Origin of the sequence: Paenibacillus uliginis N3/975 (genome assembly GCF_900177425.1) — a bacterium.
In the GTDB taxonomy this organism is placed as follows: Bacteria; Bacillota; Bacilli; order Paenibacillales; family Paenibacillaceae; genus Paenibacillus_AQ; species Paenibacillus_AQ uliginis.
This window is the reverse complement of the sequence record NZ_LT840184.1, coordinates 2,935,130-2,950,193: the sequence shown is the minus strand read 5'-3', so window position 1 is coordinate 2,950,193 and position 15,064 is coordinate 2,935,130. Positions and strand designations below refer to the sequence as shown.

The 15,064-nt window shown below is 47.1% G+C and carries 5 protein-coding genes; all 5 read right to left on the bottom strand.

Translation table 11 applies throughout. The annotated features are described in order from the left end of the window. Nucleotides 1–6: 6 nt before the first annotated feature. The 5 genes from fabD to B9N86_RS13840 all read right to left on the bottom strand — a co-directional run bounded on the left by fabD (nucleotide 7) and on the right by B9N86_RS13840 (nucleotide 14,131). Nucleotides 7–1,290, bottom strand: coding sequence for an ACP S-malonyltransferase (gene fabD, locus B9N86_RS13860; RefSeq protein WP_208919794.1), 1,284 nt, complete (start codon nucleotides 1,288–1,290; stop codon nucleotides 7–9). A 13-nt stretch (nucleotides 1,291–1,303) separates the two neighbouring features. Then, a complete protein-coding gene (locus tag B9N86_RS13855) occupies nucleotides 1,304–5,128 on the bottom strand; it encodes a non-ribosomal peptide synthetase (RefSeq protein ID WP_208919793.1) in 3,825 nt (1,274 codons plus the stop codon). A gap of 34 nt (nucleotides 5,129–5,162) precedes the next feature. Further along, nucleotides 5,163–8,291: a cyclic peptide export ABC transporter gene (locus B9N86_RS13850; protein ID WP_208919792.1), complete on the bottom strand. Its 3,129-nt coding sequence runs from the start codon at nucleotides 8,289–8,291 to the stop codon at nucleotides 5,163–5,165. Continuing rightward, nucleotides 8,284–9,528 (bottom strand): macrolide family glycosyltransferase, encoded by a 1,245-nt coding sequence (locus B9N86_RS13845; RefSeq protein ID WP_208919791.1) that lies wholly within the window; start codon nucleotides 9,526–9,528, stop codon nucleotides 8,284–8,286. The genes B9N86_RS13850 and B9N86_RS13845 overlap by 8 nt, the downstream gene beginning before the upstream one ends. Nucleotides 9,529–9,604: 76 nt before the next feature. Continuing rightward, nucleotides 9,605–14,131, bottom strand: a complete 4,527-nt coding sequence (locus tag B9N86_RS13840) for a non-ribosomal peptide synthetase (protein ID WP_210190675.1) — start codon at nucleotides 14,129–14,131, stop codon at nucleotides 9,605–9,607. Nucleotides 14,132–15,064: the final 933 nt, after the last annotated feature.

Here is a 15,064-nt window from a genome sequence, read left to right as displayed (position 1 = left end):
ACATCATCAAGCAATCACCCATGAATCAGGCGAGAATTCTGGAAACAACGCAGTTGTACCCGTTTTCTTGAGAATGTCGCCAAAACGCTCCTGCTGCTCTTGTTCCGGCACTTTTTTGGTATCCAGCATCTGCTTCAACAGCTTGAGCGCCTCGTGCATCTGTGCTTGAGTAGGCGGCTCCCCGTTCTCATCCAGCTGCTCCTGCAATCGTTGAACTTGCCGATAAGGGAGGACAAAACCTTGATCATACGCCTCTAGATCCCAATTGCGATTGCGCGTGCATACTGCAGCCGCAAGACATCTTGTGACCACGTTATTGGAAGCTTTTTGGCGGGCCAGCTCCAGCTTGTCGGCTTCCAGCTCCTTCTGAAGCAAATCAAGCTCTGCTGCTTTTTCATACGGATAACAAGCAATAGACTTCGCATCTGTTCGCATAAACTGTGTGAGCACCTGCTTCGCGCCAAGCTCCGCAGCAATACGAACACCCTGCTCCGAGAGCAGCTTCATCGCCATATCCCACCGTACAGGAGCGGTAAGTTGCTCGGTCAGATAGAATGCAACCTGATCCGGGGACTCGTAAGGTTTACCTGTGACGTTGGACAACACCGACCATTGAAACGGACGATAGGTGCAGGAGGCCAACTCTTCTTTAAACCGAATGGCCGCACCCTTCATAAGCGGACTATGGAAAGGTGCACTTACTTTTAAAAATGCGATGCGGGCTCCAAGAGATTCGAGCTCGGAAGCCGCCTCCTCAACCGCAATGCGATGTCCGGAAATGACAAGCTGTCCGGAAGAGTTGTAGTTGGAGATAACAACCTCTTGGTGCTCGGAGATGGATGCGCGCTGGCAAGCCTCTTCTACACGGCTTGAATCGCTGCCCATAATCGCACACATCGCGCCGATACCCTCGGAAGCTGCCTCCTGCATGAGCTGACCTCGACGTCTTACAAGCCTTAGCGTCTCTTGGAATGTCATCACGCCTGCGCAGGTCAGCGCCGAGAACTCACCTAAGCTGTGTCCGGCCGAATAGGCAGGCTCCACACCGATTTCCTCCATGTATACACGGAACGCTGCGACGCTAACGGTAAGCAGCGCAGGCTGCGCATTTTCCGTTCGTGTCAGCTCCTCAGAGCTTCCATTTGCGATAAGCGCTTGAAGATCAAAGCCCAATACATCATTGGCTTCAGCGAATACCGCTCTCGCTGTTGCTGATCGTCCAAGCAAGTCCTTGCCCATCCCGATATATTGCGAGCCTTGACCTGGAAATAGAAGCGCTAGCTTTCTCATCGACAACTCCTCCTCACGACATCACGCGGCTTGTACTTAGCTGGCGCAGCAGATCGACATACCCGTTAGTGAGCATCTGGACCGCTTCCTTTTTCATCCGCTTGTCGTTGAATTTGATCGAAATAGACAGCTGATGTTCATCAGCCTGAATATCTATCCCCCAAGCCATATCGTATATGTCAAGCCATGCTGCATCGATGTCTAGATCTTGTTGGCGGTAGATGAGAGGGAGCACCTCATCATCTCCCTTCTTTACATGTGTGGATTGAATGCGTCCAATATGGTAAGCATTCGTCCCGTTCACTCGGCCCTGATGCACATGCTGGAACAGCTCTTCAAATCCACTGATCTTCGTAAAATCGAGAGATAAGGGAACGACCTGTTCACCTTCCGCACGTAAGCTGTGGATTGCAGCGCCAGTCTTCTCATTCCATTCACTGAACAAATAAAGCGCCATACCTGTTAATACATCAAGCGATTCAACTTCAGTGTCGGAAGCAAGTCCATCAACGGCCTCTCTTAATTGGGATTGAAGGTGGAACCGGACAATTCCTATCCCGGTGCCATTCAAATGACGATGGAAAAAGGTTGCTGGGAGCTGCTGATAAACGCTCCATGCAGCCTGCTCCTCTTGCTTGGGAACGCTATGCTTTTCATCCACCCATTTTGCCAACTTCGCGATTGTCGTATAGGAGAAAAGATCCACGATCTGGATTCCAAAGCCATATTCCTTCTCTAGCTTGGCATGCAGCTGCATAAGCAAGATCGAATTGCCGCCAAGATCAAAGAAATGTTCATGTAGCCCGATATGCTCCACCTTCAGCACTTCCTGCCACACGCGCCTTATGCTGCACTCCGTCTCGCTATCATCGTTCGCTTCAAATGAGGCTCCATCATCGGTAACAGCCAGTCTGTCCGTGACCTGTAGCAGCGCTTTGCGATCCAGCTTGCCGTTAGGGGTCCTCGGAACCTTGTCAATACGGTAGAAGAAGGTCGGAATCATGTAAGCTGGCAATACAGCCGATAGCTCATCCCGCAGCTCATTAGCGGTTACGTCACGATTGATCATGACATAAGATGCAAGTGTTATCATGCCGTGTTCATCTTGATGCGCAAGCACGATCGCTTCATCAATCGCATCAAGACCAAGCAAGTGATGCTCTATATCCCCCGGCTCTACTCGATAGCCTCGAATCTTCACTTGCTGGTCATTTCTGCCGACATACAGCAGACTTCCATCTGAAAGCCATAATCCGATGTCGCCTGTACGATACATGCGCGCACCATCATCATACGGATCGGAGGAAAAATGCCGTTCCGTGAGCTCAGGTCGATTCAGATAACCTCTTGCTACACCCGCTCCTGCAATGAAAATCTCCCCAGGCACTCCTATTGGCAGCGGATAGCCATAAGCGTCAAGGACATACACGCGGTAATTCAAAATGGGTTTGCCGATTGGGATGCTCGTTCGAGAAGCATGCTCCGGCAAGCAGCGATGATACGTTGCACACACCGTCGCTTCTGTCGGTCCGTATGTGTTGTAGACCTCCGCCTTCTTGAGCAGCTCCGACATATACTCAGGCTTCAGAACGTCGCCACCGCTTATAAAGATTCGGACACTGTCCATTCCGGATTGTTTATTAAGCTCGTTCATAAGCAGAGGAGAGCACGATACGATCGTGACCTGATGACGGTCAATCAGCTGGACAAGCTTCGGCATGTCGATCACATCGGTCTTGCGTGCAATCACAACCTGGCCGCCAGCGAGTAGCACCGGATATACTTCCTCTACAAATTGGTCAAAGGAGCAGGAGGCTTGCTGCAAAAAGCTATCTCTGCCCGTTAAGTGAAACTCCTGCTGGAAGGCATCAACGTAAGCCAACAGGTTGCTCTGCTCAACAACTACACCCTTCGGAGTTCCTGTCGAGCCTGATGTGTACAGGATGTAAGCTGCATCGCTAGGGTTATTTACAGGAGGTACAGGATCAGCTTCGACTGCATCCGGCGCTGACAGAACCTTCTCCATACACATGCAAGTGCCATCAAAATCAATCGAAGCTGGGATCACATGGTCACCCATCACCAATATTCTTGCTCCACTATCCTGGAGAATCTGGTTGATGCGGCCTGGAGCGTAATCATAGTCGATCGGCACATAAGCCGCTCCCGACTTTAGTACAGCCAGCATCGCAATGAGGAGCTGCTCGGATCGATCAAGCCATATCGCGACAGGTTTATCGGCATGAACACCAAGCGCTCTGATCTGATGCGCAAGCCGATTGGCCGCTCTGTTGATTTCTTGATATGTATAGCTGTGTTCTCCACATATTAAAGCTGTGCAGTCCGGTGATTGCATAACCCGTCTCTCGAATCGAAGCTGGACAAGATCCTCGAGACCAGGCTCTAGCTGCTCCGATTTAAGACACGCAGACGACTGTTGGTTAAACGAGAAGAGAAGCTCTTCCATTTCTTCTGCTGTCAGAAGCTCAAGCTCATTTATCCTGAGCTCAGCCTTGCTGTACATTCGCAGGATGATTTGTTTATAGTGGTTGGCGAGCCTCATGATCATTGGCTTAGAGAAGGAGCTCGGATCATAAGCAAACTCTAGCTCCAGCTCCCCTGGTTCCTTTAGCTGAACGCCGATCGTCAGCCCATAATGCGTGGATTCTTCCATCTCATAATGCTCAATTCGCAAGGCTCCTGCTTGTCCTATGCTCGTATCTAATGGGTAGTTTTCAACAACCATAATCGAGTTGAATAACGGCTCATAAGAATCAGCGCCACTATAAGCGTTTATATCAACTAAGGGTGTCAGCTCATAATCTACGCGACGCTTGAGCCGCTCATTTACAGATCTGACGAACTGATGGACAGGCTCTTCCGAGGTCCAGCATATCCGCAGTGGAACGGTATTGATAAATAAGCCGATCATCTCCTCCATTCCAGGAAGCTCTGGCGTTCTACCTGATACGGTTGTGCCAAATAGAACATCCTCAGTCCCGCAGTATCGTCCAAGCAGTAAGCCCCATGCAGCATACAGATAAGCAGCCAGCGTTACTTCATGGCGCTGGGTATAACGAGAAATAGCCTCTACCTCTTGGAACGAGATTGTTAGAGTGTGAGAAATCTTCGTTTCTCCTGAAGCACCCTCCTCATACAGCTCTCTCTGTTCATTCAACGAGGTACGTTCCTGCCAACCCTGAAACTCCTGCTCCCAATACTGCCGCTGCAAAGCCTTGTCTTGACGCTGTAGCAGCTGCACAAACTGCTTAAACGGAGTCTTGACAGCTGTTCTTAAAGGCACCTCCGCTCCTTCAACAATGGTTTGATAAGCCTGCAAAAACTCCTTGAGCAGTACCCCATTGCTCCAACCATCGAATAGGATATGATGCCATGTGATGATCATCTCCCAAGACTCGTTGTTTATATGACATAGCGTAATTCGCATCGGTTCTACTTCGAGGTCAAGTTCTTTCGAACGATCACGTGCTTTAAACTCGGCAATCATTACTTCCGCCTGCTCAGCCGAATAGCTGGAGTAATCCAGAACGGCAATCGGGATTTCCATGTCTTTCAGCACAATCTGAACAGGCTTCTCAAGCTTCTCCCAGCGAAATACGGTTCGTAGCACATCATTCGCGCGAGCAACGTTCTGCCATGCTTGTAGAATAGCTTCAACCGAGCAGTGGCCGGACAAGCGTGCTGAAAGCTGCTGTGTGTAGTACCTCTTGTCCCTGTCGCTTCTGTAATGAAACAGCAAGCCCTCCTGCATCGGTGTTAATGCAACGATATCTTCCACATTGGCCTTGTCCAATTTGGTTGAACGACTTTCTCTCATTTCGCTTCATCCCCCATGCTGGAAAGTGACTGTTTCAGCCTTGTTTCGAATAAACGAGAGCTTCATTGTCTTTCATCTCGTCGTTCTGCTCCACCTGAACTACCTGACCCAGCTCCATCTTGATGACCTGATCCGCCATGTGGAAGTAGCGGTCATCATGAGTAATCGCGATAATGCATTTCCCTCTTTGCTTAAGCTCAGGCAGCAAGGTGTGATAGAAGAACGCCCGATATTCCGGATCTTGGTCTGCAGCCCATTCATCAAACAAGCAGATTGGCCGATCCTCCAAATAGCTAATGAGCAGCGCGAGCCGCTTGCGTTGTCCTGTCGATAGCTTCGTCGTATTGAGAGAGCCATCACGAATCTCGACTTTGTCCTGTAAATGGAGCACTTTCAGATAATGCTCAATCTCCGACTGCTTCGAGGAATAAGGAACGCCATACATCTTCTCAAACAAATAGAAGTCACTAAATATAGCGGAGAATTGCTGGCTCAGCTCCCGTGTAGGCACGGACTGCCCATTTACGGTAATCCCGCCCTGCGCCGGTTCATATAGACCCGTTATCAGCTTCGCCAGGGTTGATTTTCCGCTGCCGTTCCCACCAGTTATAAAGGTAATCTGCCCCGTACGGAAGGAACAGTCGATCGGTCCTACAGCAAAGCTTTCGCCTTCACGATTTCCATAGTGGTATTCCACAGATTGCAGCTTAAGCTCTATTGGCTGCGTCGGTTCTAGACTGGAAGCTGCTTGCTGCTGTGCCTCCTGAATTGAATCCAGCTCTCGTGACAGTTCATTAATTCGGTTCCAGCTGATTCGAACACGGAATATATTTGGAATGGTTCCCAAGATGCCATGAACAGGACCTGTCATATAAAGAAGAACGAATACATAGTTGCGCAGCGTACTCACTTTCAGCTCGCTGAAGAGCAGCGGGAACAAGAAGACAACTGCACCGATGACGAAGGTAAACAACAGCTCGCCGATCACATTCACATTCGCGAATTTCAGATCGCCGCCGATTCGCTTCTCTCGGTAAGAATGGCAGTTATCTTGCATGTCCTTCTTGAAATCAGCTCGCTTGTCTTGATTAAGGCTTAGCTCCTTGAATCCGCTCGTCAAATCATGAATAAAGCGGAAAAACACGTTTTGGATATCACGCATTTGCTCCCACAGCCGATTCGCCTTCAGCCCTGTAAAGTAATGGATCCCAGCTGCTACCACGATAAAGCCAATTGCCATGATCACTCCCAACGGGCTAATCATGCCCATATAGACAAAGCAACTGATTAAGGTAACAAGACTGGTTGCGCCGGTAATGACGATGTTAGAAAAGCCGCTGATTGCCTCCGTATCGTTATTCAGGGAAGCCGGAATTTTGCCGTCTTCTACGCCTTCTATCTTTTGATAAGACGTATTCAGTATCTTGCCAAGCAGCTCCATTCGCTTCTCATATACCATGTCATTGGCAATACGTACGAGTCTTGTTCGCACGAGCTTTTGTCCAAACACGTAGATCGCAATCCCGAGAACAAAGTAGAGCAGCATACCGCTCTGGAATTTATCGAGATCTCGATTCAGCGTCTCATTGACAATAAAAATGATGAGAGCATTGCCAAAGCCGCTTGCTACGCTAAGAAGTGTAATGGCAAAGAAAGAGCGATCGTCAAACTTAGGAAATACGGTCGTAAAAAGGAAGTACACTCCGAACAAGCAAATCGTCGTAAACAAGGAATAAACGGCATAGATCAGTGTGTTAGGCGCCCATACTTGAACGAATGCCCAGTTTACGCCCCAGAAGAGCGTATCCGGAATTTGATATAGGCAATAAGCAAGACCTGCCATGAATAGGGTAAAAATCACAAATCCGGTTACCGTCGTAGCGTGACGGCCTACATAGCTGCGACTCCCCCGAATTGCCTGCCACACTGCCTTCCCTGTCAGCCAAAAGACTAATAGCAGTACCGGCACCGTCAAGAGAAGCACCACGGATGAAATCGCATCGATGTTTTTATACATATCGCTTGCAGGCTCGAGGACTTCCTTGCCGACAAGCATGTTCATGATGCCTTGAGCGGCTGCTCCTGAATATGGAGAGTTCATGTTGGCAAGAACCGCTACTCCATAGCCATCAGCCGGACGAAGAACGAAATATGTAGAGTAATTGGGATTGCCTCCAGCGTGAGCCAGCATCCCTGTTCCATCCTGATAAACGCTCCAGCCTGCCGCATACGAGGAGCCGTCTCCTGATGGTGCAACAGAGCGATCTGGCTCATGGGAGCGAGTCAGCCATCTCTCGAAATCCTTTCCTCCTTGTACCGTACCCATTTGGATTTTGAGCCATTGTGCCACGTCGATAGCACTCGAAATGATATAGCCCGCAGGCGTGTTTCCTCTATACATTGGAGCATCGTAGGCTGCTGGTCTTAACACGCTGAGCTTATACCCTACCGCCATATCACCACGGGCAGCATCCTCACGGAACATGTACGTTTGCTTCAAATTCAGCGGATCAAGCACATGCTGCTGGACATACTGCTCATACGTCATACCTGAGACTTGCTGAATGATAAGAGCGAGAACATCATAGTTGATGGTCGCGTACTCGTATTTCTCGCCTGGCTCATGATCGAGCTTCTGTCCGATTTGGGTACGAACCGTTCTCTCCAGCGCCTGGTCATCATCGGCTTCCGGAATATCCCCGATGCTGTGGAACGGAATCCCGCTAGTATGATGAAGCAAGTGCTTAATGCGAATATCCGCAGGCTTGCCCTTATAAGTGGTCTCGAACCAGGGGAGGTACTTCGTGACGGAATCCTCTAGATTCACAAGCCCTTGATCCTCCAGCTGAATCAAGGCCAAAGCCGTAAAGGCCTTGCTCGTCGAGCCAAGCTCGAATAAAGTCTCTGGCTTCACCGGCACATCGTTCTCGGCGTCAGCATAGCCGAATCCTTTTTGATAGACCGTCTCATCCCCTTTTACGATGACCACGGACATTCCTGGAATTTTTGATTTGTCCATCATATCCTCGATATAGGCATCTATATCGCTATCTGTGGCAGAACCGATTGTAGAAGCCGCTGCTGATAAGCTCCCATTTGTTGCACTCATAAAAAGAGAAACGATGAAACTGATCGACAACAGCACCCGTGTTAGTTTACTCATGGCACACCTTCTGCTTCGCAAATTGAATGACTTTATTTACTGCATAATCCAAGCCGCCTGCCGACTTAAAGGATTGCTTTATGAGCTCGCAATTCTCTCGATAGAGAGGATTATCCAGCACTTGCAAAGTCGTCTCTCGCAATTTCTCTTTGGTAGGATGAAGATCGCGCAAATAGATTCCCGTACCTGAACGCTCTACCATCAAGGCCCCCATAAACTCATCAAACACCTGCGGCAGAACAATCATAGGCACAGCGCTGCACAACGATTCATAAATGCTATTCGCGCCGCCATGCGTGATGAAAGCATCAGCCCGGCTTAATAGTTTCAATTGAGGCACAAAGGTTCGAACGATGAAGTTGTCAGGAACTGGACCTAACGATGAGAAATCTGTTTGAATGCCAAGCGACATGACTACCTGATACTTGGAATTGCCTAGTGCGTCAAAGCAAGTCTGATAGAGCTCAGACAGGTTATGAAGTATTGTCCCAAAGGCAATGTAGATTAAGGGCCTGTTGTCCAACTTCTCAAATGGAAAGTCTATGGGCTCCTCCCTTGGATAAATCTCATAGCCGGAAAACACGTGAGTATCGTCAAACACCTCTTCATAAATTTGAAATTCACGAGAGGTAAACACCAAATTAAGCGGCTCCTTGCTGCAAAAAATATCATTAATCACATTCATCGAAGGCTTTCCATATTTGAGCCCAATGACGCGTGACAGCTTATCCATCAGCTTCCGGTAAACATCATGCTGCCCCTTATGCCTGAGATAGAGCGGATCATCCGAAGCAATCAGCACATAATCCATGAAAAACGCAGGGTCCTTTTGGGCCATCTCATCGATAAACGGGAAGTTGGAAAACACGGAAATCCCCGGTATCCGAAGCTCTGCCGCTAGCTCTTTCCCCCATAAGCAAAAGCTGTCATGAATGATATAGTCAGGCTTTAATTCATAGACCTCGTCACGCAAAGCCTCAACTATGGTCCGGCACTTGTCCATGATAAAGTCCGCGAATACAAGTAGGGTCTCTATGCCTGTTCCGTTATGCCTTCCAAATCTTAATAGGCCGTGGTAGCTGCGAAAGGTTGCCCCTGTCTGTTCAATTTTTTCACGAAAGGGCTCACTGCAATAGTAGATGACCTCTTCACCTCTCTCGGTAAGCTTGTGGATCAATCCAAGCGTTGGATTCACATGCCCGTGCAGATCAACACCGAAAAACACCACTCTAGACATATCGAATGACCCCCTTTGAAATCTCAGATCATGACACTCTTGTATTGTCGTTTATTCATCTCTTCGAGAGATGTTGTTAGAAAAATAAGCTATCGAGCTCCTCCTGAGACAACTTTGCGGTTTCAAAGTCTGATGGGGTGTATTCCCTCACTTGATTGCCTGCACAATGGTTCAAGATCAGCATCAGTGCTTCTCTATAGGTGTCTATCAATCTAGCAATCGTCTCGTCATTGAAGCGATTGCGGCTATAGGTGATGCTCAACCGTAAGGATTGATTGACGATCATCGCTTGAATGTCGAGTAAGCAAGTTAGCTCATGGTGTCTGCTCGTATCGAGGCCGCTACTCTCTTGGGCTAATGCGAACCAAGGGTTATCCCAGACACCGTCAAAGTCACCCAAGTAATTAAATCGAATTAATGCTCTAGCATCATAATCCAAGGATAGCTTTGAATTCGAATGCAGGATGCCAAATCCGATGCCTTGCGTAGGGACCGAGCGAATCTGCTCTTTCACCTCTTTGATGAGAGCGGCAAGAGCGGAAGCATCCGCTCCGCTAGCTGGCTGTGTCAACTTCACGGGATACATGCTTGTAAACCAGCCAATCGTACGAGATAAATCAAGCTCCTCAAGCGGCTCACGTCCGTGTGATTCCAGCTCGATAACTGTTTCTTTCAGCTGGAAGCTTTCACATATCGCATGGGTTAATGCTGCAATAAGCAAATCTAAAGGCTTCGTCCCATATGCTTGGTGACATTCCAACAGCAGACTGCCCGTTTCCTCTGGTGTAAACACATGCTCCTGTGTATTAGAGCTGCTCATCAAGGCTGCGTCATCGCTGCGATCTGTCGGTATTGGGCGGATTGCAGCAACTCGATCCTCCCAATACTGCTGCTCCTGTTCCGTAACGGAATATCTCGACAATGCATCAGACCACATCTGAAGTGATGCCGTTTTGGACGGCAGCAGGTACTCTTCCCCTCGTGCATAACTGCTCAAAGATTCAGCCATATCCTCTAGTAAAATCCGCCACGATACACCGTCTATAACGAGATGATGTGCCGAGATAAGAAGTCTCTTTCCGTTGCGGCCAAGATCGAATTGACAACATCCGATTAAGATCGTATCGCGAAGGTGAAACTGGGACTTAAAGGTCTCGCTTATTTCAGCCATGCGTACGATTTGCGTATGATCATCGACCTCTGCTAAGGAAATGGGTTGGAACTGCATCATACGATCTGCTAGGTTATGATAAACGAGCTCTTGTGTATTTATATTGACTTGCAATCGCAAACCATCATGATGCTCGACTAATCGCAATAGGATCGTTCTCACGATGTCAGCATCAACATCGGCCTTTAATTCAAGCAATACAGATTGATGATAGTAGTCTGGTTGCTCAAACTGTTGCTCAAAAAACCAAGAGATGATCGGCCATGATGCAACCTTTCCTTCACAGCGCTCCTGCGGATAGGTGTTAACAGACTTGACGGGTTCCAGCCTTAACGCCATCCGTTCGATGATCGGGTTCTCTAATATGTCTCTGACCTTGAGCGAATAACCAAATCGATTCATCCGTGAAGAGACTTGAATCGCTTTAATCGAATCTCCGCCTAAATCATAAAAGTGATCGTAAATGCCTACTCGTTCGAGCTGCAACACACCGCTAATAACCTCAATCAAATCTGCTTCATCACGACTTCGTGATGCCGCACGCACGTTTTCCTGTACTAAAGTAAAATCCGGCTCAGGAAGAAGCACTCGATTCACTTTGCCGTTAATCGTAAGCGGAATATCGTCCAGCTCCACGAATGCCGCAGGCACCATATAAGCCGGGAGTGTAATGGATAAATGTTGTTTGAGATCGCTCACTTCAATGTTTGCGTGCTTTACAATATACGCGCATAAATACTTTCCGAGTCGATCATTCTCTCGATCAATAACGACTGCGTCTGAGATTGCTTCATGCTGGGCGATGGCTTTCTCGATCTCCCCAGTCTCAATGCGATAACCTCGTATTTTCACTTGATGATCCACACGACCGATATATTCAATCTTGCCATCTGCAAGCCGCTTCACCAGATCCCCTGTACGGTACATTCGAGTACCAGGCACGAACGGATTATATAAAAATCTTTCCTGCGTCAGCTCTTTACGATGCAAATATCCTCTAGCGACACCATCTCCGGCAATGTACAGTTCCCCAATCGCTCCTGGCATAACGGGATTCTGATCCTGATCCAGAATATACAGCATGACATTATCCGCAGGGATGCCGATCGGTACAGATACACGCTTGTCTTCGAGTGGATTGTACAGATGAATCATGCAGCCCACGACCGTTTCGGTTGGGCCATACTCATTGTAGATCTCGATTGCTCCTCCGAAAGAATCGGTGATCTCTTTTGCCAGACTAGTCTTCAGATCTTCACCGCCAACAATAAAGCGTCCTACGGATGATTGTTTATTGTCCCGCTCTTTCAGCAATGCAAGATGAGCAGGAGTCAGCTTTACGATGGTAGAAGCACTGTCTCGCATAATTCGGTATAGAATAAATTCATCTCCGTTGTCTCGATAAACGATAATACGTCCCCCGCATATGAGCGGAGTAAATATGGAGGTTACGGTAAGATCGAAGGCGAGAGATGAATACAGTGGAAACGTCGGAATGGAATCGCGAATGTACACCTTTTTTGCCCACCAGATATAATTCGTAAGACCTCTATGCTCAATCATCGCGCCTTTTGGACGGCCTGTTGAGCCTGAAGTATAGATTATATAAGCCAGATCGCGAGGCTCATGAACATGATTAACGTTGGATGAATCGAGTCCATCCAGAGAAAGATCAGAATAAGCTATGATCTCGCCCGGATATTCCATGAGAACGACGTTCGATAAATTGGTCAGGACAAGCTGAGCACCAGAGTCCTCCAGCATATATCGAATCCGTTCTTCGGGATAAGCAGGATCAATTGGCAGATAGGTACCACCTGCCTTCATCACTCCAAGAATAGCGACAACCGCCTCGATCGAATGCTGCATCCAAAGTCCAACGATCGATTCACGAGCAATACCCTTTTGGATCAAAAAATGTGCTAATCGATTCGCCTGCTCATTTAACTGTCGATACGTCCATTGTTCCTGCTCATATACAATGGCTGTAGATTCCGAATTGCGTCTTGCCTGCTCCTCAAAGAACTGCAGGACGGTTTGATCCTTCGGATAAGACACGAGCGTTTGATTATAGTCATACAGCTCGCGGTGCTGTTCCGCAGCTGTTAGCAGGTTTAAACTTTTAATTGCTGCCTGAGACTTGTCCAGCATCTGCTCGATAACAAGCAGCATTCTTCGAGACAACTCCTCAATCTGCTGAGCTTGATAAACATCTAATCGATAGTCATAATCCAGCGTCAAACCGCCATCGGCGGACCAATGCTTAATGACAATCTGAAGCTCGTATAGCTGATGACCATTGTAAAACTCCACATTTTCAATCGGGATACCATTCAAGCTTGTTTGAAGCTTCGTATTATAATAATTGATGCTGGTATGAAACAGCTGATCGTAGCCTTTTTTCTTCAGTTCCAGCTCTTGTGCAAGCAGGTCATACGGATAGCGTTGATGGAAGTAGCATTCCATCAGCCCTTTTTGAACCGATCTAAGCGTATCCTGGATGGTCGCCTCTGGATCAAGCTCAAAACGGAATGGCATCGTACTGGTAAACATCCCGTACATCGACTTTTCCTTTTTGCCGGAGCGATTCAATACAGGAGTCCCTACAACCAAATCCCGCTGCTGAGTCGTCTTGTACGTGTAGATCAAATAAGCAAGCACAAAGAACGTATTCAATGATATTCCCGCTTCATTTGCCCATGATTGAATACGTTGTGAAAGTGCTACATTGAGCTGTAAGGTATACCTTCTTCCCTCCGTGCTGCTTACAGATGCCTGGGTAACACCTTCGGGAATCATTTTAAATTTATTATGCCAATACTGCTTGCTCTTACTGAACCTTGGTGAAGTCAAATAAGTCTTCTCTTCTTGAACGTATTCGAAATACGATGGCGGTTCCGGAGCAGTATCGATGGACTCTCCATGCAGCAGCTTCGTATAGAATTCCGCAATCTGTGAGGTTGTCAACTGATTCGACCAGCCGTCAGAGATGATATGATGGCTCTTCACCAAATAACCGTTATCTTCGGCCGATAAGCGAAACATCGCAAAGTAGTACAGCCTGGAGCCCACTAACGGGATTGGCTTTCTTGCCTCGACATCCACCCACGACCAAAAGGCCGCTTCCGGATCGGATTCACCCGAAAAATCAAAAAAATCGAGCGACTGCTCCTCATAGTCTCTGACCCTTTGTAGCGCATCTCCATCGCATTCCGCAAGCTGAATCCGAAGCCCTTCATGACAGCGAATAAAAGCGTGAATGGCTTGCTCCAGCAGACCAAAATCAACGGTACCTTTAATTCGAACAGGGCCTCCAATGTTTGCAATGGACGTACAAGGAAAGATCTGCTCCATATACCATATGCGCTTCTGAGGATGGATCAAAGGATAAGTGACATCGTTCAACGCTTGTACCGACGTCATTACGCTCATGTGAAATTCCTCCCATATACCAAGATAGATAGATTTCGCAATGATTCTATATAGATTGATTGAATGAATATGAATCTCAATATATAGACCATTATCAATTGCAGAATCCATAGAAAAAAATAGATGGAGAAGATCCATATCGAATAGAAAAGGGAAATGGGTAGATTGAGCTTTATTAGGTCGATATTCGATTAACAAAAAGATTAGAGACGTTTTCTACTATGTATATTGATGTTCGAATTAGCTAGCAAGAAGGAGTTTATTCTAGGTTGGATATGATGTTGAGTAGATTCTAGAAGGGGGTGATTTCCTATTCATGGGATAAGTGGGATAATGGAAACATTATAGTTTATTAGCCTTAATCTACCAAAAAATATCATAATAAGTCAATGTGACCTATGGATTAGTTTGTAAATCACTTCTGTCGATATAAGTTGATAAATGTTGAAATGTTATGATTAATGTCATAGTAAAAAACATTAGCTTTCGTTTATCAATATCATTTAGAAATATACTCGATATCTCAAAATATTTTCCAATGATCTCTATGCGTTTGTCGGATATTCTGACCAATCTCAGATCGCGAAGCAAAAAATCGAGCATCTACCAGGTAAACGTTCTGATATACACTCGATTTTTATATATAGTCGTGTATTGAGCAACATCTGTTTAATAGCGTTAAGTTTAACTTATTGCTACATTCAAAACTCTGTCATCGACTAAATTCCATATTTGATAAAAGTCGTGAACTGTTTGCCTGTCACTAACATGATCCACGGATTTGTCACAAGTACCGGGCTATAATCCGTAGTCTATCAAACATTTTTATTCGTCCGATACTAACCTTACATGGTTCTAAAGGTATGTACGGCATCATCATCTCGTGCATTTGCGAAGTTCTTTCAATGATTTGTTCACATGAAAGTGTTGATG

Coding starts and splice junctions, on each gene's coding strand:
- fabD (WP_208919794.1), bottom strand. CDS start 1,290: ATGAGAAAGCTAGCGCTTCTATTTCCAGGTCAAGGCTCGCAATATATC.
- B9N86_RS13855 (WP_208919793.1), bottom strand. CDS start 5,128: ATGAGAGAAAGTCGTTCAACCAAATTGGACAAGGCCAATGTGGAAGAT.
- B9N86_RS13850 (WP_208919792.1), bottom strand. CDS start 8,291: ATGAGTAAACTAACACGGGTGCTGTTGTCGATCAGTTTCATCGTTTCT.
- B9N86_RS13845 (WP_208919791.1), bottom strand. CDS start 9,528: ATGTCTAGAGTGGTGTTTTTCGGTGTTGATCTGCACGGGCATGTGAAT.
- B9N86_RS13840 (WP_210190675.1), bottom strand. CDS start 14,131: ATGAGCGTAATGACGTCGGTACAAGCGTTGAACGATGTCACTTATCCT.